Source organism: Rhodococcus sp. BH4 (genome assembly GCF_002079265.1).
In the GTDB taxonomy this organism is placed as follows: Bacteria; Actinomycetota; Actinomycetes; order Mycobacteriales; family Mycobacteriaceae; genus Rhodococcus_F; species Rhodococcus_F qingshengii.
Window position 1 is genome coordinate 6,110,534 of sequence record NZ_CP014941.1, and the last position, 25,100, is coordinate 6,135,633.

At 63.0% G+C, this 25,100-nt stretch carries 20 protein-coding genes; 10 read left to right on the top strand and 10 right to left on the bottom strand.

The annotated features are described in order from the left end of the window. The first annotated feature begins 46 nt into the window (after positions 1–46). Positions 47–397, top strand: a complete 351-nt coding sequence (locus A0W34_RS28375) for a hypothetical protein (RefSeq protein WP_039973505.1) — start codon at positions 47–49, stop codon at positions 395–397. A gap of 98 nt (positions 398–495) precedes the next feature. On the opposite strand, the gene dnaB is transcribed toward A0W34_RS28375, so the two are convergent. The 5 genes from dnaB to rpsF form a co-directional block, all read right to left on the bottom strand. Further along, positions 496–3,153 carry a replicative DNA helicase gene (gene dnaB, locus A0W34_RS28380; protein ID WP_064073505.1) on the bottom strand — a complete coding sequence of 886 codons (2,658 nt, stop codon included), beginning with the start codon at positions 3,151–3,153 and terminating at the stop codon, positions 496–498. A gap of 508 nt (positions 3,154–3,661) precedes the next feature. Continuing rightward, positions 3,662–4,117: a 50S ribosomal protein L9 gene (rplI, locus tag A0W34_RS28385; protein ID WP_007735531.1), complete on the bottom strand. Its 456-nt coding sequence runs from the start codon at positions 4,115–4,117 to the stop codon at positions 3,662–3,664. An 18-nt stretch (positions 4,118–4,135) separates the two neighbouring features. Further along, complete coding sequence (gene rpsR, locus A0W34_RS28390) at positions 4,136–4,378, bottom strand: 30S ribosomal protein S18 (RefSeq protein WP_003941245.1); 243 nt, start codon at positions 4,376–4,378, stop codon at positions 4,136–4,138. Between the two features lie 39 nt (positions 4,379–4,417). After that, entirely contained in the window at positions 4,418–4,942 is a 525-nt protein-coding gene (locus A0W34_RS28395; protein WP_003941248.1) for a single-stranded DNA-binding protein, read from the bottom strand. 64 nt (positions 4,943–5,006) lie between these two features. Next, positions 5,007–5,294 carry a 30S ribosomal protein S6 gene (rpsF, locus tag A0W34_RS28400; protein ID WP_003941237.1) on the bottom strand — a complete coding sequence of 96 codons (288 nt, stop codon included), beginning with the start codon at positions 5,292–5,294 and terminating at the stop codon, positions 5,007–5,009. Positions 5,295–5,504: 210 nt separating this feature from the next. Here rpsF and A0W34_RS28405 point away from each other — a divergent pair, with 210 nt between their 5' ends. The 3 genes from A0W34_RS28405 to A0W34_RS28415 are packed head-to-tail and all read left to right on the top strand — an operon-like array spanning position 5,505 to position 8,269. Next, positions 5,505–6,860, top strand: coding sequence for a glycosyltransferase family 87 protein (locus A0W34_RS28405; protein WP_081558673.1), 1,356 nt, complete (start codon positions 5,505–5,507; stop codon positions 6,858–6,860). Further along, positions 6,860–7,444: a GNAT family N-acetyltransferase gene (locus tag A0W34_RS28410; RefSeq protein WP_075834975.1), complete on the top strand. Its 585-nt coding sequence runs from the start codon at positions 6,860–6,862 to the stop codon at positions 7,442–7,444. The genes A0W34_RS28405 and A0W34_RS28410 overlap by 1 nt, the downstream gene beginning before the upstream one ends. Before the next feature lie 45 nt (positions 7,445–7,489). Beyond that, positions 7,490–8,269: a DUF4190 domain-containing protein gene (locus A0W34_RS28415; protein WP_003941240.1), complete on the top strand. Its 780-nt coding sequence runs from the start codon at positions 7,490–7,492 to the stop codon at positions 8,267–8,269. A 6-nt stretch (positions 8,270–8,275) separates the two neighbouring features. Here the strand turns inward: A0W34_RS28415 and A0W34_RS28420 are convergent, their stop codons facing one another. From A0W34_RS28420 to A0W34_RS28445, 4 genes are all read right to left on the bottom strand, one after another. After that, a complete protein-coding gene (locus A0W34_RS28420) occupies positions 8,276–12,118 on the bottom strand; it encodes an nSTAND1 domain-containing NTPase (RefSeq protein ID WP_081558674.1) in 3,843 nt (1,280 codons plus the stop codon). Positions 12,119–12,606: 488 nt separating this feature from the next. Beyond that, complete coding sequence (locus A0W34_RS28430; RefSeq protein ID WP_054826678.1) at positions 12,607–14,184, bottom strand: glycosyltransferase family 87 protein; 1,578 nt, start codon at positions 14,182–14,184, stop codon at positions 12,607–12,609. 39 nt (positions 14,185–14,223) lie between these two features. Continuing rightward, on the bottom strand, positions 14,224–16,374 hold the full coding sequence (locus A0W34_RS28435; protein ID WP_081558675.1) for a transglycosylase domain-containing protein: 2,151 nt from the start codon (positions 16,372–16,374) through the stop codon (positions 14,224–14,226). A gap of 586 nt (positions 16,375–16,960) precedes the next feature. Beyond that, positions 16,961–17,380, bottom strand: coding sequence for a DUF5318 family protein (locus tag A0W34_RS28445; RefSeq protein WP_042448217.1), 420 nt, complete (start codon positions 17,378–17,380; stop codon positions 16,961–16,963). Between the two features lie 128 nt (positions 17,381–17,508). Here A0W34_RS28445 and A0W34_RS28450 point away from each other — a divergent pair, with 128 nt between their 5' ends. The 6 genes from A0W34_RS28450 (at position 17,509) to A0W34_RS28475 (ending at position 22,937) form a co-directional block, all read left to right on the top strand. Further along, entirely contained in the window at positions 17,509–18,348 is an 840-nt protein-coding gene (locus A0W34_RS28450) for a DUF1707 SHOCT-like domain-containing protein (RefSeq protein WP_007735521.1), read from the top strand. A 9-nt stretch (positions 18,349–18,357) separates the two neighbouring features. Continuing rightward, the gene (locus tag A0W34_RS28455) at positions 18,358–19,179 is read left to right on the top strand and encodes a DUF1707 SHOCT-like domain-containing protein (protein ID WP_081558676.1); all 822 of its coding nucleotides are present in this window, start codon (positions 18,358–18,360) and stop codon (positions 19,177–19,179) included. A gap of 9 nt (positions 19,180–19,188) precedes the next feature. After that, positions 19,189–19,959: a DUF1707 SHOCT-like domain-containing protein gene (locus A0W34_RS28460; RefSeq protein WP_081558677.1), complete on the top strand. Its 771-nt coding sequence runs from the start codon at positions 19,189–19,191 to the stop codon at positions 19,957–19,959. Between the two features lie 116 nt (positions 19,960–20,075). Then, positions 20,076–20,639, top strand: a complete 564-nt coding sequence (locus tag A0W34_RS28465; RefSeq protein ID WP_003946014.1) for a PadR family transcriptional regulator — start codon at positions 20,076–20,078, stop codon at positions 20,637–20,639. Then, entirely contained in the window at positions 20,632–21,735 is a 1,104-nt protein-coding gene (locus A0W34_RS28470) for an inositol-3-phosphate synthase (RefSeq protein ID WP_003945979.1), read from the top strand. Before A0W34_RS28465 ends, A0W34_RS28470 begins: the two co-directional genes overlap by 8 nt. Positions 21,736–21,878: 143 nt before the next feature. Then, positions 21,879–22,937 (top strand): isopenicillin N synthase family dioxygenase, encoded by a 1,059-nt coding sequence (locus A0W34_RS28475; protein ID WP_232329954.1) that lies wholly within the window; start codon positions 21,879–21,881, stop codon positions 22,935–22,937. Between the two features lie 7 nt (positions 22,938–22,944). On the opposite strand, the gene A0W34_RS28480 is transcribed toward A0W34_RS28475, so the two are convergent. Then, positions 22,945–25,062: an oxidoreductase gene (locus tag A0W34_RS28480; RefSeq protein ID WP_081558678.1), complete on the bottom strand. Its 2,118-nt coding sequence runs from the start codon at positions 25,060–25,062 to the stop codon at positions 22,945–22,947. Positions 25,063–25,100 lie beyond the last annotated feature (38 nt).

Sequence of the window (25,100 nt, forward strand, 5' to 3'; positions counted from 1 at the left end):
TACATCCACCACACGAAAGAATCAGCGCGAGAACCCTTTAGCTGCCATGACTGCATCCACTATCCCCCCGCACGAACAATCCGACAACACCGACAACACCGAATCCCGCGCGCACACTCCACCCGATTGGTGGGATCACCACCGTCCGATCACCAGCGATGAATACAGCGACATGGCGTTGATGCTCGGTGCACTCTCGATACTGACGTTCTGGATGTTCGGCCTCGGCATCCTCCTCGGTGCCGCCGCCATCGGAACCGCCCTGGCAGCGCGCCGACCCGACACCCCCGGACGCGATCTGGGCGACAACACCGCCGGCGTGGTCGGGATCCTCACCGGCATTGCCGGAATCGCCTTCGGCGCCGTCTTCCTCACTGCAGCACTACCCCACCTGTAGAAAAACCGAATTTTGCACTAGTGGAATCGAATTGGTGCTTGTAGCAGGATCTCACAAGATCTGAAATCCGTCCCACCTTCAGGCGATGGCGGCAGCCACTATCCCCGGGCCATGTCCACAAACTTGGACAGGTGAAGCTGGTGCGCCACAGTGATTGTCGCGGTCGGGCCGTTACGGTGCTTACCCAGAATCAGGTCGGCTTCACCGCCACGGGGATCGTCTCGCTCGGTCGCGTCGGGGCGGTACAGCAGAATCACCATGTCGGCGTCCTGCTCGAGCGATCCGGACTCACGAAGGTCGGCGACCTGCGGACGCTTGTCGGTTCGCTGCTCGGGACCACGGTTGAGCTGACAGATCGCGACAACCGGAACTTCGAGCTCCTTCGCCAAAAGCTTTAGGCTACGTGAGAATTCGGAGACTTCCTGCTGACGGGACTCGACCTTTTTACCGGAGCTCATCAGCTGGAGGTAGTCGATGACGATCAGGCGAATGTCGTGTTTCTGCTTGAGCCGCCGCGCTTTTGCGCGAATTTCCATCATGGTGAGGTTGGGGGAGTCATCGATGAAGAGCGGCGCCTCACTGATCTCACTCATGCGACGCGCGAGCTTGGTCCAGTCGTCGTCGGTCATCTTTCCGGAGCGCATGTCGCCGAGCTTGATCTTTGCCTCTGCGGACAGCAGACGCATGACGATCTCGGTTTTGCTCATTTCCAACGAGAACATGACGCTGGCCATGCCGTGCGTGATGGAGCAGGAACGCAGGAAATCCATTCCGAGCGTGGAATTGTGCGTCGGGACCATCGAATGACCGGCCAGGTACATGTGGTCGGCGTTGTCGACCTCGACGCAGCGAACCGGAACACTCGCAATTGGTCGAACATCGACAATGTAGCGCGACCCGCTGCGCGCAGTGCTTTTACTCGCTCGACGCTCCTTGTGCAGCATCGCTTTCCGCGTAAGACCGAACACTTCGTCATCAGTCGAGAAGGTCAAGGTGAATGCAGTCGACGAAGCCTCGGTGCGACCGTTGACTCGCTTTGTGCTCATTTGGCAGCGATAGCCAAGACTAACCACTAATTCCTGGGCATCGCGGACGAGGCGCTCGTTGGTTACCGAAAACTGAACGGAGCCACCGGCAGTCACAGTTCCATCAGTGTCGAGAAGCCCCGCAAGAACCGCACGACGCTGCGCCTCGGACCCACGGAGATACTGGACAGGGATGTGCTTGTTGCCCAGAACACCGATCGTACGTAGGCGTCCTTGAACCGTGCCGTACTCATTGCGGCACTTCTGGCACAGTCGCAGCCCGATCGAAGGTCCACCACAGTGTGAACAGGTTGGCGCAGGTACAGGGTCAGACATGAAACGTGCTTTGCCGCCGCATGATTGACCGCATGTTCGCACCTGACTGGTGAACGGCACGAAGCTCTTTCCGCACACAACGCAATCGCGCGGAGCGACGGGATCTTCCGGGGCTAATTTAAGGCTGTAGCGCAAATGCGCCGACTTGGACGGAACTGCAACCAGGCCTTCGGCCTCGATCAACATGATGATCTCAGGATCAGCAGTGGTGAATTGTGCGCAGGCAGTAGAACCGTCACCTAGCCAAGCGCCAAGTGTGTAGGGCGGGACAAGGAGATCCTGCGTTGGTAGGTCGAGCGGCTTGGCATTCACGACAGAGTGATTAACGCGGTCATCCGCCGTTGCGCATCGCACCGTCGATGCGATCTCCGCCGTGGTTCGGACCTCGGCGAATGTCTTTTGATTCTTATAGCGGTTGTAACCTGTCTTGGTGTTCTGCGCTGAACGGCGCGAAGCACGCGTCTCCGTCAACCACTGATGCTGCTCGTCGGCCACCAACACTGTTCCATCGGAAAACTCGACCTCGTAGCAAGGACGGTCAACCATCACGTCGGTAGCGGCAACAACCCGCGTCGGCTTGCCGTGGTTGTCGATCAACAGATCGCCGACAGCAACGTCACCCATCGTGGTCCAGCCACTGGGCGTCGCGAGGGGAGTATCGAGGGCAAGCGCCTTGCCCACACCAGGACGGGCCGCGACGATAATCATCTGACCAGCGTGAAGGCCGTTGGTGATCTCGTCGAGATCCTTGAATCCGGTGGGCACACCGAGGGAAATTCCACCGCGGCTGGCGATGGAGTCGATCTCGTCCATCGTGGGCTGGAGGAGCTCGGTGAGGGGTACGAAGTCCTCGGTGGTTCGACGCTCGGTGACCTCGAAGATCTCGGCCTGCGCGCGGTCGACAACCTCGGCCACGTCCTGACCCTCGGTGCCGGCGTAGCCGTACTGGACGATGCGAGTACCGGCGTCGACCAGACGACGCAGCACGGACTTCTCGGCCACGATCTCGGCATAGAAGGCGGCGTTGGCGGCTGTGGGCACTGTCTGGGTCAGCGTCACCAGGTAGGCAGCACCACCGATACGGCGGAGCTCACCTCGACGGTCGAGCTCGGCGGAGACCGTCACCGGGTCGGCGGGCTCGCCACGGCTGTAGAGGTCCAGGATCACGTCGTAGACGGACTGGTGGGCGGGCCGGTAGAAGTCACCCGGACGCAGTACCTCGAGGACGTCAGCGATGGCGTCCTTGCTCAGCAGCATGCCGCCGAGCACCGACTGCTCGGCAGTCATGTCCTGAGGTGGCTGGCGTCCGAACTCCTGGTCGGGCTCGGCCTCGGGAGGGCCCGGGTAGTCCGGCCCTGAGAAGTCGGAAGGTCCTCGATCATCTACAACAGCCACAAGCGAGACCTTCCCGTAAAACACTCGACGACACTGCCAGAAACCGCAGCGCCCTCATCATTTGTACCTGCCCCCACCGACATCCCCTAGCCGCATTCGGCCGGGCTGTAGATAGACGCCGAGATGACGTTAGGGACTAGTAGGTCCGCATACAAACCGGACTGTGGATAAACCTGTGGATGCTTTGTGGAAACTCCCGCCCCACGGTGTGCACCGCCTGTGGAGCATTTGGGGACTACTTTGCCTAGTAGCTACAAAAGACCAGGTAGATGGCTATCCACAATTTCACAGGCCTGTTGATGAAAATAGTTTTTCCACAGTCGGCGCGTCGGTGTGTCGGGCGTGTTGCCTCGCCCGATTCGTCACTGATCACCAAGTCGAACATCACAGTGTGAGAGTTATCCCCAGGTCCGATTCGGGACGCTGTCAGGCGGCACACCGCACCCCGAAACAAAACGTCGGGCCCCGCACACCGAAGTGTGCGGGGCCCGGCGAGACGAACAGTCGACTATGCGCCGACGACGTTCAGGTTGAACTTGGCAACCACATCGGGGTGCAGGTTCACGACCACGGCGTGCTTGCCCGTGTTCTTGATGTGAGCCTTCGGCAACACGATGGAGCGCTTGTCGACAACCGGTCCACCGGCAGCCTTGATCGCAGCAGCGACGTCAGCGACGGTAACCGAACCGAAGAGCTTGCCCGAGCCACCGGCGGTCTTGACCGTCAGCGTTACGGACTCGAGGCCCTCGATAGCTGCCTTGAGCTCCTTGGCGTGATCCAGGCCGCGCACAGCGCGCGCTTCCTGTGCACGACGGATGCCCTCGACCTGCTTCTCGGCGCCACGGGTGGCGACGATTGCCAGTCCGCGGGGGAGCAGGTAGTTACGGCCGTAGCCGTCCTTGACCTCCACGGTGTCGCCAGGCGCACCGAGGTTGTCCACGTCAGCGGTGAGGATGAGCTTCATGTTCTTTCCTCCCTTTCCTTAGCGAGCCACGGTGGCGTAAGGCAGCAGTGCTACCTCACGTGAGTTCTTGACGGCAATGGCAACGTCGCGCTGGTGCTGGACGCAATTGCCGGTGACACGGCGAGCACGGATCTTTCCGCGATCGCTGACGTACTTACGAAGCAACGTCGTGTCCTTGTAGTTGATCTGCGTGTTCTTCTCTTTGCAGAAGGTGCAGACCTTCTTCTTCATAACCTTGTCGCGCAAGGGCGGCTTCGGCATGTCTTTGCTCTTTTCTGGATGTTCCTGATCAGGTACGGATCAGAAGGGCGGTTCGTCGCTGCCCGCACCACCGAAGGAGCCCGAAGCCTGAGGCGCACTGCCCCAAGGATCGTCTCCACCCGAAGGTGCAGCGCTCGGACGTCCGCCACCCGATCCGCCGGAGGAACCGCCGAAGTTGCCGCCTCCACCGCCGCCACCACGGTTGGCCTTGTTGACCTTTGCCGTGGCGTACTTCAGTGAAGGACCGATTTCATCGACTTCGAGCTCGACGACAGTTCGCTTTTCGCCCTCGCGAGTTTCGTACGAACGCTGCTTGAGCCGGCCGCTCACGATTACTCGTGAACCACGGGTCAAGCTCTCCGCGACGTTCTCGGCTGCTTCGCGCCAGATGTTGCAACGCATGAACAGCGCATCGCCGTCTTTCCATTCATTGGAATTACGGTCGAAGGTGCGGGGCGTGGAAGCAACCGTGAAGTTTGCAACCGCGGCACCCGCCGGGGTGAAACGAAGTTCAGGATCAGCCGTCAGGTTTCCGATGACGGTGATGATGGTGTCGCCAGCCATGTGGTTCCTCCTGCATTGATGTAAGACCGTTGGGCGCGAGAGTAGAGCTCGCTACCGACAGTAATTACTTGTTGTGGCGCAGAACCTTCGTGCGCAGAACCGACTCGTTCAGACCGAGCTGACGATCGAGCTCAGCGACGGTGGCGGGAGTGGCGTTGATGTCGATCACCGCGTAGATACCTTCAGCATGCTTCAGGATCTCGTAGGCGAGACGACGCTTACCCCAGACATCGACCTTGTCGATCGTGCCGCCGTGCTGGCGCACAACATTGAGGAACGTATCCAGTGAAGGAGCGACAGTGCGCTCGTCCAGGCTGGGGTCAAGGATGACCATCAATTCGTAATGACGCATAAGACCTCATCACCTCCTGTGGACTAAGTGAAAACGGCCACGGACTATCCGTGGCAGGAGGGTCGTTGCGTCAGCAACCCTCGTAGGTTACACGAGGGGCCTTGACCAGGGAAATCGTCCCGGCCCTCCGGGAAGACCGCCAGGTCGATGCGCGACGCGTGGTGCAGACGCATCACCCCGCGAGCCACTGCGCCCCCTAGGGTGAGAATCATGCGAACAGACCGCAAGACCCCGGCGTCGATCCTGGCGTTGGTCGTCGGATTGTGCGGGCTGACGATGGCGCTGGGCTATTTCAACAAGGCCAGATGCGGCGGTGCACCGTTCGCGTCCGACGGACGAAGCCTGAACTTCGACGTCAACAAGAACATCGACGTCTGCTACTCCGACATTCAGTTGCTCTGGCTCGGACGAGGTATCGATCAGCATCTGTTCCCCTTCGTCACCGGAGGGATAACGCCCGAAGGATTCCTGACCGGCGGAACCGTCGAATACCCGGTGCTCAGCGGAATTCTGATGTGGCTGGGCGGTATCGGCTCACACACCGACACCGATTTCCTTCTGCACTCGGCCCTCATCCTGGCTCCTTTCGGACTGCTCACGGCGTGGATGCTCGGCAAGATGAGCGGCGCGTACGCGCTCGTGTGGTCGGCGACTCCGCCCCTGGTTCTGTACGCATTCCACAACTGGGAGCTCCCGGTGGTGGCCACCAGCGTCGGCGCGATCTTCCTGATGACGTTCGAGCGGATCCCGCTGCGAACTCGCGCGGTTCTGGCGGCCGTCATCCTGGCGATCGGTTTCTGTTTGAAGCTGTACCCGGGAATGTTCGTGCTGCCGCTCATGGCCTACGTGCTTCTACGCGGCACCGAAGGCAAGCGCTACGACGTTCGTGGAGCGCTGATGACGGCGGGCGCGGCGATCGTCACCGTCGTCCTCGTCAACCTGCCGTTCGCCCTCATTTCCTACGAAGGCTGGCGCGCGTCGTTCAGCTTCCAGGAGAAGCGAAGCGCGGACATCACCACCAACTCGGTGTGGTTCTGGGGTTTGCGCCCCTTCTACGGTTTCGGAGTTCGCGAACTCAACGCCGACTACGACGCACTGGTGAGCATCCTGTCTCCGGTGATGATCCTGTTGTCGTTCGCGCTCGCGATGTATCTGGGTTGGCGCCGCTACGTCCGCGACGGCTACTTTCCGTGGATTGCAGTCAGTGCCGCGATGCTGTGCGGATTCGTGTTGCTGCACAAGGTCAATTCACCGCAGTACACACTGTGGATCCTGCCTTTCCTCGTACTGTTCAAGATCCGGTGGTTCTGGATCGTCGCCTATCTGATCGCCGACGCAGCGTTGGGTATCGGCATCTTCCGGTACTTCTACCAACTGGACATGAATCTCGATCCGAGCAAGTACGAAGCCGTCGTCCAGGCGAGCGTGTGGGGCCACGTCGTCCTGCTCGCCGTGTTCTTCTTCCTGTTCCTGCGAGTCCCGTTGCGGTATCCGCTTGCCGGTGGGACCGATCAGATTGCGAACTCCGACAACAACCTTCCGACTCACTCACGGGAGCACGCCTGATGACTGCATCATGGTTCGAATCACCGACGCTGACCGGTGATCGTGTCCGACTCGAACCCCTGGGCGTCGCGCACACCGACGCTCTGCTCGCTGCTGCCGACGACCCGGCGATCTTTCGTTGGACCGCATCGCCCATCACCGATCGGGAACAGGCACAGAAGTACATCGCTGCAGCAACCGACGACCCTAATCGGATCGCCTTCGCGCAGGTGAACATCGCGACGAACGCCGTGGTCGGCACCACGTCCATGTACCAGATCGACCCGGTAAACCGCAGTCTTGCAATCGGATACACGTGGTTGTCGCGATCGGTTCAGGGAACCGGGATCAATCCCGAATCGAAGCTGCTCCTGCTTCGTCACGCCTTCGACCAGCTCGAAGCCGCACGCGTCGAGTGGCACACGGACGAGTTCAACGAACAGTCCAGGGCCGCGATCGCAAAGCTCGGCGCTCAGTTCGAGGGCCTGCTGCGCAAGCACCGACGCCGCGCCGATGGCAGTTGGCGTACAACAGCGCTGTTCGCGATGACCGACGACGATTGGCCGACCATCGCACCTCAGCTCGAGACACGTACCCGAAACTAGCGATCACCTGCACTCTTCGGCCAAGTCCATGCCAAGATTCACCTCATGAGCGATCAGGGTGGGTACGGGTACCAGGGCAATCAGAATTGGCAACCGTCTCCGTACGGGCAGCCCGATCCGTACGGCAGGCGGCCGACGAACACACTCGCGGTGCTCGCCCTCGTCTTCGCGTTCCTCATCGCGCCGTTGGGGATCGTCTTCGGGCACATCGCTCGCGGCCAGATCAAACGGACCGGCGAAGAAGGCGACGGACTCGCCCTTGCCGGACTGATCATCGGCTACATCTTCACCGCACTCGGCATCCTGGCCGTGATCGTGTGGATCGCGTTCTTCGGGCTGCTCGCCGCCGCTTTCGGCAACGCCGCGAACGAGGCGAGTTCGCGGAGTCTCACCTATACGACGCCGTACTCGTACTCCACGACCACGACTCGGGCACCGAGTGCACCCACCACAGCGCCGAAAACGACGACGCCCCCACGCGTCACAACCTCGATCGGACCAGCGCCGACCGTCTCGGGCACCAACCGTCAGGGCTTCATCTCCGGCGGCCCCAGCTGCAACTCCACCAATCCTGCCGTCGCCATCGCCGTCACGACCGGATCACGAATCGTCATCTGCGAAACCGGAGTCGGGCGTTACTACTACAAGGGTCAACGGCTGAGCGACGGCGCCACCATCGAACTCGACGATCCGACGCCCACCGGCAACGGATTCACCGTCACCAACAAGGACGTGACGTACAAGCTCACCTCCGCCGGACTGGTGATCACCGGCAGCGGAGGCGAGCTGGGTCGGGAACCGGCGCTCGAGTTCTGGATGAACTGAAGCGCGTCAGCCGGCACACGGATCCTGATAGGGAACACCGGGCAGGTACCGCTCCCATTCGGCTTCCGTGATGGGAGATCCTGCTGTGCGGCACAATCGATCAACGACGCCGTCGGGGTCGATTCCCCACAAGCGAACGGTCTTGTCCGACCCGCTACCCGCGATCATGTCACTCTCGCCGGCGAACTGAGCGTCGTTGACGCGACCCGGGTAGGCGGACAGCGTCGCAAATCGTGTTGACCGCGAGGGAGTCTCGATGTCCCAGAGCCAGACGGTTCCGTCGCCGACACCGGCAGCGAGCCGATCACCGGCGCGGTTGAACGAGATCGAATAGATTGCGCCCTCGGGGCCGACGAGACGAGCGAGTTCCTCGGGTGCCGACGGTGTGCGTACGTCCCACACGGCGACACCGTGATCCGCACTTCCAGCGGCCAACAGCGTTCCGTCGGCGCTGAAAGACACTGCTAATGCGTAGCTTTCGAATCCACCCACCGTCGCCGCCACCCGGGGCGACGCTGCGTTCGACACGTCCCACAGATCCACTTCGTTCTTGGCGTTCGCGATCGCCAAGATGTCGGCACCTGGCTGAAAGGCCATCATCTGCGGGTAGGAGCCGACATCGGTCAACGACAACAGTTTCGGAGCCGACGGGTCGGAAACGTCGACCAACGCAATACTGTTGTCGTCCTGCGAGGACACCGCCAGCAGATCTCCGGCGGGATTCAGCGCGACAACCGCCACGATGCCCTTCACATATACCGCAGGCTCGCCGTAGATACGTGGCGACGCCGGATCACTCAGGTCCCAAAGATATGCACCGCCGCCGCCGGTGCCGCTCACAGCCAGGTTCCCGTCTGCCGACACCGCCGACGCACCGCTGAAAGAGTCGTCCCCTTGCGGTTTCAACTCCGGCATCACCGCGGGGCGATCGAGATCCTCGGTGTTCCACGCCAACATCGCGCCACCCCTGGCACCGACGCCGGCCACCAGACGCGAGCCGTCCGCGGCAAAGGGACTGGTGAAGATCGTGTCCCGAGCTCCCGCCCAGACCGGACCCGGAAGAGCCCACACGCGAGTCACACCGTTGAGTCCCCCGGTGACCAGATTGCGGCCGTCATCGCTGTAGTCGACTGTGGTCACCGCCCCACTGTCCGGAAGTGTCTCGATCAATGCCCCGGTTCGGGGGTCCCACACGCGCACGGAGTTGTCGGAACTCCCTGCAGCAAGGCGTGTTCCATCTTTACCGTAGTTGAGTTCGTTGACGTAACTGGAAAATCCCGTCAGCGCCGGGAGGGGAGCAGGGCGCGCCGGATCGCTCATGTCCCACCGAACCACCTCCCTGCCAGTCGTTCCCGCCGCAAGCTCACGTCCGTCCGGGCTGAAGGCAACGCCGAGGTAGTGGACGGTGGTGCCGTTGGGCTCGGTCGCGAAGATCGGCGCCGATTCCTCACCCCACTTCGCGACGTCCCACACGCGCAGAGTCGCTTGACGCCCGCCCGCCACGAGGAAACGTCCGTCGGGGCTGAACGTCGCGGTGACAATGCCGTCAGCTGGATGCGGAAGAGCAGGCAAAGCAACGGCATTCGTGGAGGTGTCGATGTTCCATCGCAGGACGTCGGGCGTCGAGGTACCGGCGACCAGCTTGGTTCCGTCTGGGCTGAACTCCATGTCCTGCACTACGCGTTCACCGTCGACGGGAAGTGTTCCACGGACCGGATTCTTCGGGTCCGACACATCCCAGAGTGCAGCGCCGCCGGCACCACCGGTCGCAAGGAGCCGTCCGTCCGGGCTGTAGGCGACGGCAAAGAGGGCCGTGCCCTCCGAGACTCCGAGGAACTCCGCCTGCGGAACGGCTGAGGCAACACCGTCCACCATCGGATAAAGCCTGACCTTCCCGTCCGAACCACCCACCGCCACAACAGTTCCAGCTGGGTTGATCCGGGCTTTCATCGCGCCGGGCGGCCCGATGATGCGAGTAGCCGAATGAACGCCCGACGCATCCAGCAATGCCGAGCGGGCTTCGGTCGTTTCGTTGACCGCAAATGCCGCCAGAGCAAGCTGCGACGCCAGCGACGGATCCCGCTCGCGCATCCTGATCGACTCGGTGGCCACCTGACGCGACATCGCCTCGTCTCGCGCGGTATCTGCTTGGACACGTTGACGATTCGCTCCGATACCGGCGACGGTCGCAACCACCGCCAACACCAGAGCGATCACCGACGCGGCTGCCAGCGCAGTCACGAGCCGTCGTAGCACGCGTGTACGTCGGCGATCGGCAAATTCCTGCTGATCACGATGCTCGATGCTCGCGGCGAGGTACTCCCGCTCGGTGGCATTGAGGTCGGCGGCGCGGGTCCGACTCGGTTCCAGTGGGAGCCCGAGTTCGCCCGAACGCAGCCATTCTTCCGTCAGGTGAAGACGTGCGGGTCCGAGCAGCGCGCCGGGGTCGCGTCCACTGTCTTCCCATACCTGCGCCGCGTAGGTGAACCGGCGATGCACCGCCAGGCCGGCGCGGTCCGAGTCGATCCAATCGCGAAGCCGACTCCACGCGGACAGCAGCACCTCGTGCGAAACCTCGACCGTCTCCTCGTCGACGGTGAGAAGGCGCCGTAAGGCGAACCGGTCGATGACGGTATTCACGTCGTCGACGTCGTCACCGAGGAAGAGTTCGGTGCGCGGTGCACGCCGACGCGTCTGCGTCACTTCGTCGACGTTGACCAATCGCAGGAAGATCCTGCGCGCCAACTGCTGCTGCCGCTCTGTGAGCTCGCCGTACACTTCCTCCGCGCTTTGCTGGACGGCTCCGGCAATCCCGTCGGTGGCGTAGTAATCCGAGACGGTCAGAGTTTTACGCGTCGACCGTTGCCAGGTCCCCAACAGTGCGTGTGACAGCAAGGGCAAAGCTCCGGGGTCGCTCGCCGTACGCGAGCCGCGTGGTGTCAGCTCGGAGACCAGAACCTGAACCAATTCGCTCTGCACGGTCATCCCGGCCTTGACCGCCGGCTCGACGATCACCTCGCGCAATTGTTCGTCGGTCAGCGGCCCGACCACCATCGGCGAATCGTCGAGCAGCGGCACCAAAAGCGGTTCCTCCGCCGCGAGACCGTAGAAGTCGGCGCGCATTCCGATGACGGCGATGGTGTTCTCACCGAGTTCCGCGAGTGTCTGCAGTATTTCCTCGCGCCGATCACCATCGCACTGCGTCCACAGTTCCTCGAACTGGTCGAGGATCAAGACGGTTGGTTCGTCGGAAATCGACGACGGAATTCCTCCCGTACCCGGCTGCAGGGTTTCCACCCGCCAACCGTCGAACCGTGGATCGTCCCCGGCGATCTTGGGGGCGAGCCCGGCCCGCAGCAAAGACGACTTACCCGATCCGGAGGCACCGATCACCATGAACTGACGGCGACCGACACCTCGTATCGCCGACGCCACCCGCTCAACCAAGTTGGCAGTGAGTTCGTCTCGACCGAAGAACCACTCGGCGTCCTCTTGCCGGAACGACTCGAGACCTCGATACGGAACGGTGGCGTCGCCGCGTCGTCTGGCCGTCAACTGTCTCACTCGTTGCACCGCACTGATCCAGCGCTGCCGCTCATCCTCGGAATCGACGCCGCAGGCCTCGAGGAGCGCGAAAAACATCGGGGTACTCGCCGGCGTCGGCAGGTGTTGGCCGGCAAACCATCCGCTGACGGTTCCGTGCAAACCACCCGAACGCTCGACGGCTTCGCGGACCGTCAGTCCGGCTGCGTTCCGCAGTGCAGTGAGCGTCTCAGCAAACTGCCCACGCGACTCGATCCGGGCGGGATCGACCTGATTGTGCGTACCGGCTTCCGCCTTCGAGTTCATAGCGACGCACACTATCGGAGCAGGTAGGGGATTTGTCCGTTGTATGGACTCTGTATCGAGAGAGTTGCACCCGTTCCACTGAGACACCTCGATCGAAATACTCATCTCAGTCGCACCCTGAGCCAGCAGCCCTTCTGCAAATACGGCAGTCGACGCCCATCCCCTCCGTCGAAAGGCGCTACTCGCATGTCTTCAATCGGCATTTCTCCGAAGATCGAGGCAAACGTGTCCCGAGTCGGCAACCCCAAGCACGGCAAGCACAAGCCGAAGCTGAGCGTCCGCGAGATCGAAGTACTTCTTGCCTAGCTACGTTCGGATTCCAAGTCCGAGGTCGCCGAGACACTCGGCCTACGCGTCTGCACCGTCAACACACACATCACTCGGATCCGCACGAAGTACAGCGACGTCGGGCGGCCGGCTCCCACGAAGGCAGCGTTGTTCGCCCGCGCGGTCCAGGACGGGTACACCACCCTCGACGAGTGGTGACCTCAGACCGCGACGGTTTCCGGTTCCTTCGCCTTGGACGGCTTCAACCAACCGGGTAGCCAGGCAGGTTGTTTGTCCGGTGCTTGATCGAGAACACCGCCCGCCGGATCGTCGATGAACCCGTACCGCACGAGATCCTCCGACGGCCGGTAGATCTGCCGGAGCACCAGCGCGCACAGAACGAGTACCGCGATGTCCCGGATCACGACCGTTCCGGTGAACCACTGCTCGGGCAGCCCCTTGTTGGACACCCCGAGGTAATACATCATTCGTGGAACCCAGACCAGGGCGTCGATGGTCATCCACGCGAGCAGGAGTCTGCGGTGCGGCAAGGCCAACACGGCCAGCGGCACCAGCCACAGAGAATACTGCGGGCTCCACACCTTGTTGGTGAGCAGGAAGCCCGCCACCAACAGGAAGCACAGCTGCGCAACTCGCGGACGACGCTGCGCCGTCAGGGCGACGTATCCGACACCGATGCAGACGGCCACGAACAAAAGCAGAGAGACGGCGTTGAGATTCGACGGTGACTCACCCTGTGCGAGAGGACCGTCGAGGCCCTTCCACGACGTGAACGACGCGATCACGTTGTAGAGCGAATCCGGATCGGCCCCGCGTTCGGAGTTGAGCCGGAAGAACTCGTACCAACCATGGGGGTACAGCGCGGCAATGGGCAGGTTCACCGCAAGCCATGCCGCGACCGCGCTGAGAGCGGTCACCAGCCAGTCCCTCGTCTTGCCCGCGCGCAGACACAGGACCAAGAGCGGTCCCAGTAGGAGCAGCGGGTAGAGCTTTGCGGCGCCGCCCAGGCCGAGCAGGATTCCCGCGAGCACGGGCCGCTTGCGTGCCCACGCCAACAACCCACCCGCCGCGAACGCCGTCGCCAGAGGATCGAAGTTCGTGAACACGTGCACGATCACCAAAGGGGAGCACGCGATCAGAGCGCCGTCCCACACTCGTCGTCCGGCCAGCAGGGTGCTCGCCCACACGGTGACCAGCCACGCCAACGCCAACCCGAACGCCACGACGTTGAAATAGAGCGCCACCTGAATCGCGCCCGGCAGCCAGGTGATCGAATCCCACGCCTTGGCGACTTTCATTGCGCCGTACTGATAGAGCCCCGAGATGACCGGATACTCCATGTACCGCATCTGGATCGAACCGTCGCCGCGTACTTCTTCCCACGACGTCTTGTACGGGAATGCTCCCTGATCGAGGCGCTCGGCTCCGTACAGCGGAACGGTGTCGGAGTAACACATCGCCACGTACTGACGGCTGCCACTCCAGTCGAGGCCGACCTGCCCGCTCTCGCCGACCGGCGCCTGCTGAATACAGCCAGCCTTCGCGAACCAGCCGAAAGCCAAGAACACCACGGCGAGCAGAAGGATCACTCTCATCGGTGTGAAGAAGCGAGTGCGCCCGATCAGTGCGTGACGACCTACCGGACCGCCGACGGTTCCCGACAGCGCAGACACCATCGCGTCGTTGCGACTGGGAACGTCCCGCCAATCCGCCGAACGAAGATCTTCGGCCAGCGGAGCGGGGGAGGTCGGTTCGGCATCATCAGCATTCGCGGCCACTCCGCGAGGTTACCGTCTTTCGAACCGACCACCCTCCAACTACTGGCCGGGGCTCACACCTGCCGGTTCTTCCTCGGTGGTCTCGCCTGCCCCTGGTACCTGTGGCGTGGTTGTCGTCGGCCGGGAGATGCCCGGAATCGGGATCGTGATGCCCGGCAGAATCTCGACCTGCGTCGTTGTCACCACGGGCGGCGGAGTGGTTTCCGTCGTCGTCGGTGCAGTGGTCGGCGGCGCCGACGTCTTGGGCGGTGCGGGAGCCGTGTACTCCGGAACACCACCGGCTTGACCGTTGATCTTGCCCGGCGTCGGGAACTTCTCGTTGTCGGTGCCCTCGAGGGCGCCGTCCATCGTGTCCTTCCAGATGTCCGAAGGCAGACCCGAGCCGTAGATCATCGCGCCACCGGAATTGGTGATCGCTTCACCGTCGGGAGTTCCGACCCAGACCGCGGTCGAAAGCGACGGCGTGTAGCCGACCATCCACGCGTCCTTGTTGGCTCCGGTGTCACCGAGCTGCGCGGTACCTGTCTTCGACGCCGACAGACGTCCGCCGGCCAGGTTGTGACCGCGCGAGTACGCCGCGATCGGCTGCATCGCAGCCGTCACGTTGTCCGCCACGGCAGCGTCGATGCGGTCTTCACCGGCGGGCGCGCCGCGGTCCAGCAGCACGGTGCCGTCGGCCGCGACGACCTTCTGCACGAAGTGCGGTGCGTGATACGTACCGGACGCGGCGAGTGTCGCGTACGACGACGCCATGTCGAGCACGCGGGCCTGGTACTGGCCGAGCACGATGCCGTTGTTGGGGCCGGAACCGTCGGCCTCGGTGAGCGACGGGCCGACGCCCGGGATGTCCTTCGGGATGCCTGCCTTGTGAGCGATGTCCGCGATTTCCTGCGGGCCGTTGCCGTCGAGGCTGAGCATCTGACGGTAGAAGCTGGTGTTCAGCGAACGCTTGAGCGCCTCTGCGATGGTGCAGGTGCCGCAGCTTTCACCTTCGACGTTGCCGATGGAGATGCCGTTGACGGTCAGCGGTGAGCTGTCGTACATCTGCGAGAGCGGGATTCCCTGATCCAGGGCGGCTGCGAGGCCGAACACCTTGAACGAGGAACCAGTCTGAAGTCCGGCATTCGCGAAGTCGTATCCCGCGCCGTCCTCACCGCCGTAGTACGCCTTGACGGCTCCGGTCTTCGGATCGACCGAGACAACTGCGGTACGCAGATTCTCCGGCTCACCCTCCATGTTGGAACGGGCTGCCTCGACCGCTGCGGCCTGAGCCTGCGGGTCGATGGTCGTGGTGATCTGCAAGCCCTCGGTGTTGAGCAACTGCTCGCTGATTCCAGCGTCGCCGATCTCCTTGAGCACCTGACGCTTGATCAGGCCTTCGGGTCCGGTCGAGCCCTGGCTGCTGTTGTCGACCTGGGCGAGCGGGATGTAGGCGGGGTACTGCATCGGCGTGCGCGCGGCCTGATCCAGCGTGCCGGCGGACACCATGCCGTCGAGCACGTAATCCCAACGGGACTTCGCGCCGGTCGGGTTGGTCTCGGGATCGAGGAGCGACGGAAGCTGGATCGACGACGCCAGGACGGCGCCTTCTTCGATGGACAGCTGGTCGACGGGCTTACCGAAGTAAGCCTTGGACGCGGCTTCGATACCGTACGCACCACGACCGAAGTAGATGGTGTTCAGGTATGCGGCAAGAATGTCGTCCTTGGACCACTCGTTGGCCATCTTCGAGGAGAGAACGAGTTCCTTCATCTTTCGCGTCAGCGAACGCTCCGAGCCGACGAGCGCGGTCTTCACGTACTGCTGAGTGATGGTCGATCCACCACCGGCACTGTCGCGACCGAGGACGTTGTCACGGGCTGCGCGCGCGAAACCGGAGATCGAGAAGCCCGGGTTCGAGTAGAAATCGCGGTCCTCTGCGGCCAGAACGGCGTTACGAACGTGCATCGGTACCTGATCGAGCGAGACCTCGACGCGGTTACCTTCGTCCGGCGGGACGACGGTAGCGATCACGGTGCTTCCGTCGGCGGCGAAGACCGTCGCCACCTGATTGGTCTTTTGGTCACCGGGCTTGGGGACGTCCTGCACGATGTACGCGGCCATGAAGGCAAGGACGGGCAGAACAAGACCGAGCGCCACCAAGACGTAGGCCGAGCGGCGAACTGTGCGCCACTTGGACTTCTTCTTCACGGCGCTCTTCTTTCCCTTCGGGGGTTGTCCGTCGTTGCCACCGCCACCGGAGCCACCTGTCGGTGGCTTCGTCGGTGGAGGTCCGACCGGCGGGCGGGCGCCCGCGTTGCTACGGGTGGTCGCTGCTGCTGCCGCGACGCGCTGGGTCGGTTCGTTCGCCTGAGTGCCGGAGGCGCGATCTCCTTGAGCGCCTACGGCGCGATCTCGAGGCGGCGGGCCGGCAGGTCGGCCTTGCGGCGGACGACCCTGAGGAGGGGGACCGGCGGGGCGGCCCTGAGGAGGCGGGCCCGAAGGTCGGGCTTGCGGCGGACGACCCTGGGGCGGGGGTCCCATCGGACGACCTTGCGGCGGACGACCCTGAGGGGGCGGACCCATCGGAGGGCGTCCCTGCGGTGGTGGGCCCATGGGACGTCCCTGCGGCGGACGACCCTGAGGAGGTCCGGCGGGACGGTTGGGACCGACGGGACGGCCACCCGGGTTGTTGCCGCCCGGGTTGTTGTTGCTGGGGGAACTCACGAATCAAATCTCCAGTGGTCACGGACCGATCACGTGCAGACTTCGATCGGGCCCTTCTTCGGGTGTGGCGTTACTCGCTGGCGGTGCGCCGGCTTGGTGGGCGTGCTCGCCGCGGTCGCGGCGGCGCAGGTACTGCGCCGAGCACATAGGACTGCACCAAGTGGTTCCAACTGCAGGTACGGCACACCTCTACAACGTGCACCGTGAACTCCTCTGCTGTTTCCGCAAGCCGAGCGAGCTCGTCCGAGGTTCGGGCCGATCCCGAAACCTGACCGAGCTTGTCGCCGAACACCCAGGACACGAGCGTCAACTGTTCCTTGCGACAAATGGGGCAGACGACGTCGCTGCCCCGGCCGTGGAACTTCGCGGCTCTGAGTAGGTACGGATCGGCGTCACACACTTGCTTGACGTCGGTCCGACCCGCAGACACTTCGGCCAGCACAGACCGACGCGCGAGCGCGTAGTCCACAACTTGCCGCTGTATCCGCACCTGACCAGCGTACGTGCGTCCGTGCCGCGACGGACGGTTCGGGAGGGTCACGATGAACACATTTCGGGGGCTGGGGGCATGGCGACCAGCCATTACGATCACTTCCTGTGAAGTCTTCTCGTTCTCCGATGACGCGCGCTCGTGATCTTGATCGCGTCGAAACGTGCAATGTGTTGGACGCCGCGTACGCCGAAGGGCAGTTGAGCGCGGAGGACTACTTCGACCGGACCGAGAAGGCGAAGTCCGCGAAGACCCTGCTCGCACTCGCACGCCTGGTCAACGATCTGCAGGTGCCGAAGATCGAGACCAAAACGGTGCCTCGGACGTCGACGGCACGAAAGGCCGTGTTCGTCGGTGCTGCTGCTCTGATCGTCGTCGGCGCGATCGCAGCAGTGGCGTGGAGTCGGTCACCGTTGACGCCCTCGGAAGACATCACAGCCAGTTATGCCAGCACTACTTCCCTCGCTCCGCCGTTGCCGACCACCACCCCGGTGCCGGAGCCGACCGTCGAACCGATCCTGATCGCACACATCGACACGTTGACGCCGGAAGGAATCGGCGCATTCATCGAGAGGTATCGAGAAGAGTTCGGTGACATGTTCGTAGACGACGCCAGCTTCCACGGCGACTACTCCTCAGTGAGCCGGGCGGTCCCCGATGCTCCCGCTCTCACCGAGTCCATCAGTTTTCGCGACGGCTTCGAGAGGGAAGTGACGTCCATTCCGCGGCGAACGGGCCAGCCGACCTTCGACCTCGGTTCCATCCAGATCGACAAGCTCGCGCCGTACATGGTGAACATCGGCGACTATGTCAATGTTTCGGACGCCGCGATCACCCACTTGATCGTGGACGCGAACTACGGCGTCCCGGAGATCGCGATCTATGCAGAGAACGGACTCGGCCACCAAGGACGCATCGAGGTCACGCCGTGGGGCGAGATCTCTCGTTCCTACCCGTACGGGAGCTAGGGTGAGCCGGTGAGTGGGTCCCCGACTACTACCTCTACGCGCACCCGTGCGCGCGACGTCGACCGTTCCGATACCTGCGCCGTTCTCGATACGGCTCTGTCCGACGGCCAGATCACGGTCGACGAGCACGCGAACCGGATGGCTGCGGCCATGACCGCGACCACGCTCGGACAGCTCGATCTGCTGGTCCGCGATCTGCAGAAAGCAACGCTGCGCAACGCCGTCGCCAAAGTTCGCCGTATCGACAAGATCTGGTACCTCGCAGCCGCATCGACTATCTTCGCCGGCCTGATCGGGTACCTCACCTTGTCCGCCGACCCTTCACCCCCACCGCCTCCACCGGCGGCAGCCGAAAACGTCGAACCGCTTGCCCCCATTGTGAGTTCGACGTTGAACACGGTCACCGCAAGCGGGATCGGGGAATTCATCACCAGATACAGCGCCAAGTACGGCACGACGATAATCGATTCCGCCAACTTCTACGACGGCTATGCAAGCGTCACTCGCGCCGCCGCTGTCTCGCCGAACCTGGAGGAAGACATCGACTTTCGAGGCGGTTTCACACCACGCGACAGCACGTCGACTCGAGCAGCCAGCACCGTCACCTTCGACCTCGCTGCCGTCGACATCGACAAACTCGCCGGATATCTGGCAGGAGTGTCCGCAAATCTCAACGTCCCCGACGCCGAGATCACACACATCAGCATGAGTTCGTCGAGCGACGATCCACGCGTCTCCATCTACGCCAGCAACAACCTCGGCGCGAGCGGCTCAATGGATTTGACCCCGGATGGCCGCCCGATCCGCTTGTCTCCCTTCACTCCTCGATAGGCCCCGGACATGCCGAACGATCTGACCAGGACCACCCGCGCTCGCAATGCCGATCGCGAGGCTACCTGCGCAGTGCTGGACTCCGCCTTCGCCGACGGACAACTCACGGCGACCGAGCACGACGAATTGACCGAACTCGCCGCGGTGGCAGTCACTCTCGGCGATCTCGAAGATTTGACGTCCGATCTGCAGACCGAGGCGTCCCTGCCTGTTCTTCGGAAAGAACCTTCGCTCGACACGCGTTGGATCGCCGTTGTGATCATCGCGCTGTCACTGGTCTCGGCTGTCGGTTTCGGAATCAAATACGCCGCGTCCGACGTCACGATCTTCTCGAGCCCCGAGCCACAGTTACACACCGTCGACGGCCTGGGGGCGATGTTCCATGCCATCGAAACGGAGTACGGCAGCGGACTGGTCGACGAGATGACCATCTATCCCACTTATGCACGCGTAACGCGCGCCGATCCTGCCGCGCCGCGCAAGAGCCTGGACAGCTACTACCGAGGCGACCTCGAGGACACGACTTCAGGAGGATCACGCGAACCCGACGTGACACAGATCGACGTCAGACAGCTCGATCCTCGCATCGTGATCGCCCTGCTCGACGGCGCCGGAACAACGACGTCGGTGCAAAATCCGACCAATCGGTACGTCTCTGTCGATAGCACCGAAAATGTTCCGACCATCCAGATTCACGTCGGCAACGACCTCGACGAGAGCGGGTACCTGACCGCTGCCCTCGATGGCGAAATCATGTCGATCTACCCGTTCACCCCCTGATCTAGCCGTGACACCCTGGTACACGTATCGGTCCGCAGTGTGGTTTTATATATCGGCGCGATATAGTTGGTTATCGCATCAAGCGGTTAGGTTCAACGACTCGGGAGGTTTGTCAGTTGCTCGAACTCGCAATCCTCGGGCTGCTCCTCGAGTCACCGATGCACGGATACGAGCTGCGTAAGCGGCTCACTGGTCTGCTCGGCGCATTCCGCGCGTTCTCGTACGGATCGCTGTACCCGGCACTGCGGCGCATGCAAGCCGACGGATTGATCTCGGAAGACGTCGACACTGCCACCGGCACGCTCAAGCGTCGGGCGCGTCGCGTCTACCAGCTCACTCCGGAAGGTCGGCAACGGTTCACCGAACTGGTCGCCGACACCGGGCCGCAGAACTACACCGACGACGGTTTCGGCGTTCACCTCGCCTTCTTCAGCCGCACCCCCGCAGAAGCGCGGATGCGGATCCTCGAAGGCAGGCGACGTCAGGTCGAGGAGCGCCGTGAGGGGCTCCGCGAGGCCGTCGGTCGGGCCAGCGGATCGCTGGACCGCTATACCCGTCAGCTCCATCAGCTCGGACTCGAATCGAGTGAACGCGAAGTGCGTTGGCTCAACGAATTGATCGCAGCCGAGCAATCGACAACAGGAACATCCCGGAAAGAAGGAGAACCCGACCATGGGTGAGAACAGCACCGCGGTGCGCGTAGCCATTGTGGGCGTGGGTAACTGCGCCTCGTCCCTGGTTCAGGGCGTCCACTACTACAAGGATGCCGACGAGACCCAGACGGTCCCCGGCCTCATGCACGTCAAGTTCGGTAAGTACCACGTCCGCGACGTGCAGTTCGTCGCTGCGTTCGACGTCGACGCCAAGAAGGTCGGCTTCGACCTCTCCGAGGCGATCCTCGCGAGCGAGAACAACACCATCAAGATCGCCGACGTCCCGCCCCTGGACGTTCCCGTTCAGCGTGGCCCGACCCTCGACGGCATCGGCAAGTACTACGCCGAGACCATCGAGCTGTCCGACGCCGAGCCCGTCGACGTCGTCAAGGCACTCAAGGACGCTCAGGTCGACGTCCTCGTCTCCTACCTGCCCGTCGGTTCCGACGACGCTGACAAGTTCTACGCACAGTGCGCGATCGACGCAGGCGTGGCATTCGTCAACGCTCTGCCCGTCTTCATCGCTTCCGACCCGGAGTGGGCTGCCAAGTTCAAGGACGCCGGCGTCCCGATCGTCGGTGACGACATCAAGAGCCAGGTCGGCGCCACCATCACCCACCGCGTGATGGCGAAGCTGTTCGAAGACCGCGGCGTCGTGCTGGACCGCACCTACCAGCTCAACGTCGGTGGAAACATGGACTTCAAGAACATGCTCGAGCGTGATCGCCTGGAGTCCAAGAAGGTTTCCAAGACCCAGGCCGTGACGTCCAACCTGACCGGCGCACTCGCCGGCAAGGTTCACGACCGCAACGTCCACATCGGTCCCTCGGACTACGTGGAGTGGCTCGACGACCGCAAGTGGGCATACGTCCGCCTCGAAGGCCGCGCCTTCGGTGACGCTCCCCTGAACCTGGAGTACAAGCTCGAGGTCTGGGATTCGCCCAACTCCGCCGGCATCATCATCGACGCCGTCCGCGCAGCCAAGATCGCCAAGGACCGCGGCATCGGTGGACCGGTTTACCCGGCTTCCGCTTACCTGATGAAGTCCCCGCCGGTCCAGATGGCCGACGACAAGGCTCGCATCGAGCTCGAAGCGTTCATCATCGGCGCTGACGAAGCTTAATTCGACTCACACTGATTCGGGGTCTTGCGCCAATGGCGCAAGGCCCCGATTCTGTTATCCGCAGGGTGTTTCCGCATCCGCGCGGGTAATCACGCCTGCGGCTGCCGAATTGCCGTGCGGGTCCGGGTGCCGCTCAGCGTGGAATGATGGACATCAGAACCATCACACGGATCGAGGACCCCATGTCGATTACGTCGCTGCCAGTGCTCGATCTGTCGCTTGCGCAGAACCCCGACACCGCCGAGCAGTTCCGCACTCAGCTCCGCGAGGCCACCCACGAGGTCGGATTCTTCTACCTGGTCGGCCACGGAATTCCCGACGAACTGCAGCGCCGCCTCCTCGCCGTCGCCCGCGAGTTCTTCGCGCTGCCGACTGCCGAGAAGCTCGCGATCGAGAACGTCCGCAGCCCGCACTTCCGTGGGTACACCCGGCTCGGCGGCGAACTGACCGAAGGCAAGCAGGACTGGCGCGAGCAGATCGACATCGGGGCCGAACAGCCCGCGGCCGAGCGCACCGACACCTCACCGGCCTGGGAGATCCTGCAGGGCCCCAACCAGTGGCCCGACGCCCTTCCCGAACTTCGCGACGTCATCACCGAGTGGAACGACACGCTCACCTCGATCGCACTGAGCCTCTTACGCGAATGGGCGGTAGCCCTGGGCCAGGATGCGACCATCTTCGACGACGCGTTCGCTCACGATCCGTCGATCCTCATCAAGGTGGTGCGTTACCCGGGCCGCCCGAAAGGTGCCGGCTCCCAGGGCGTCGGCGGGCACAAGGACGCGGGTGTGCTGACTCTGCTCTATGTCGAACCGGGCAAGGGTGGTCTGCAGGTCGAGCACGACGGCGACTGGATCGACGCGCCGCCGATCGACGGGGCGCTGGTGGTCAACATCGGCGAACTGCTCGAGGTCGCTACCGGCGGCTACTTGAAAGCGACTGTGCACCGGGTAGTTTCACCCGAGGGCGACGGTGAGCGTATCTCGGTGCCGTTCTTCTTCAACCCGAACTACGCAGCGCAGATCCCGGAGTTCGACCTACCTCCCGAGCTGGCGGCGCGCGCCACCGGCGTCACCGTGGACGCGAACAACCCGATCCACGATTCCTACGGGGCGAATGCCCTCAAGAGTCGACTACGTGCGCACCCCGATGTCGCGGCCCGCTGGTGGCCGGACATCGTTGCGGCACAAAGCGCTACCTGATGCTGAACTACAGATCCATCGCGACTTTCCACGCCGTGTGCATCGCGCCCTCGATGTAGTCGACGTTCACCGCGTCACCGACCACGTGCACGTCGGAGACGACGCCGATCAGAGAATCGGCCAGTGGCGCCTGCGCCGACACTCCCGAGGCGACGACAACCATGTCGGCCGGAGCGGTCAGTGTCTTGTCACCGGAACTGAATTCGACGTGCTCCTTGGTGATGCGCTGCACCGTTGAATTGCGGTGAATGTTCACACCGACATGCTTGGCGTGGCGCACCGCCGTCCAGCGGCGCGGCATCGCCATCGGAATGCCCAACTGCTGGCCTTCTTCGATCAGCGTCACAGTGCGACCTCGCTCGGCCAGGAACTCCGCAAGCTCGAGTCCGACAAGCGAACCACCGATCACGACAACGTCTTTACCCATGGGCAGGAACTTGCGGGTCACAGCTCGGATCGCCGCGGGGCTCTTGGTAATACCGGACAGCTTGCCCAACTTGGCCATCGTCCGCAGGAACGGCGGTACCTGTGAGACGTCTCCCGCTCCGGTCATCAACGCGCGCAACGAATCACCGGTGTGCACGTGCGGGAGATCACCGCCCGGAACGCTAGGCCGCTCACGAACCGCACCGGTGGCCACGACTACGGCGTCGGGGTTCAGTGCCCGGATCGAGGCAACCGAGGCTTCGGTCTTCAGTCGAACATCGACACCGAGACGCTCGATTTCCACTTTCAACCAGCTGAGCAGACGCCCGTTGTCCGGGGTAGTGAGGCTCGAGAACCACAGGGTGCCACCGAGGCGATCGGACTTGTCCAACACCGTGACTCGGTGCCCACGTTCAGCGGCCACGCGGGCCGTCTCGAGACCACCGGGGCCCGCTCCGACCACAACAACGTGTTTCGGAGTGCTGGTCCGAACGAAGGGGAGAAGCGCTTCGTTGCCGAGCGCGGGATTGACAGCGCACAGCGGGGTCTCGTCCCAGAAGTTCTCCTGCACGCAGACGTAGCAATTGATGCAAGGCCGAACCCGCTCGGGTACACCGTCTTTGAGTTTGTTCACCAACTGTGGATCGGCCAGGAGCTGGCGGCCCATTGCGGCGAAGTCCGTGCGACCTTCCGCGATCATCTTCTCGCCGACCTCGGGGAGCATACGTCCGACGGTGATCACGGGGATCGATATCGCCTGCTTGATTCGCGTTGCATTGTCGGTGTAGTAGCCGACCTTGTCGGGCAGTGGTCCGTCGGTGAAGTTGGCAAAAGCATTCAGCGCGGTACCGGTGACATGAATGGCGTCAGCTCCGGCCTCTTCGAACATCTTCGCGGACGCAGCAGCCTCGTCGACCGTCAGCCCGTCGGTTTCGCCGTACTCTTGACCGGCCAGACGCACGATGACGGCAAGCGCACCACCGACCTCCTCCTTGACCGCCCGAATGACCTCACAAGCGAGGCGAGCACGGTTCTCCATGGAACCTCCGTACTCGTCGCTGCGCTGATTCGTGTACCGACTCAGGAACGCTCCGAGGACGTAGTTGTGGGCACAGTGAATCTCGACGGCGTCGCCGCCCGCCGCCTTCACCCGTCCGGCAGCCTCAGCGAACATGCGAACCAGCCAATCAAGATCTTCCTTGGTTGCCTCGTGGTACGTAGCCCTCTTGCCCTCGTTGATGGCAGCCATCTTGCCCAGTTCTTCTGGCGTGCAATCGGCCATCGCGCTCATGTCACCCGGCGGCTTCGGCGTGGACGGGACCAACTGCGGTCGGCCGTCGAGGGTATCGATGCGCGCCACCTTGCCGTGGTGTGTCATCTGCACACAGAGCTTGCTGCCTGCGTCGTGGACTGCGTCGGCCAACGCCTTGAGACCGGGGATGAACCGGTCTTCCGAAAGCCCCGGTTCCTTGCGGCTGGTGCAGCCCAGCGGATACGCAACAGCGCAGCAACCGGTGATGATCAGACCCGTTCCACCAGCTGCACGCGCCACGAAGTGGTCGATGTCGCCCTTTTCGATTTCCCCGTCTTCACACAGGTTCATGTCCATCGCAGGGAGAACCACGCGATTGGGCACGGTCATCGGGCCGATGGTGCCTGGTGCGAGCAGGTGCGGAAAGGTCTGGCTTCGGATCGTCACGAGCAGACGCTAGAACTGGACCACGCCCATCCGTTGCC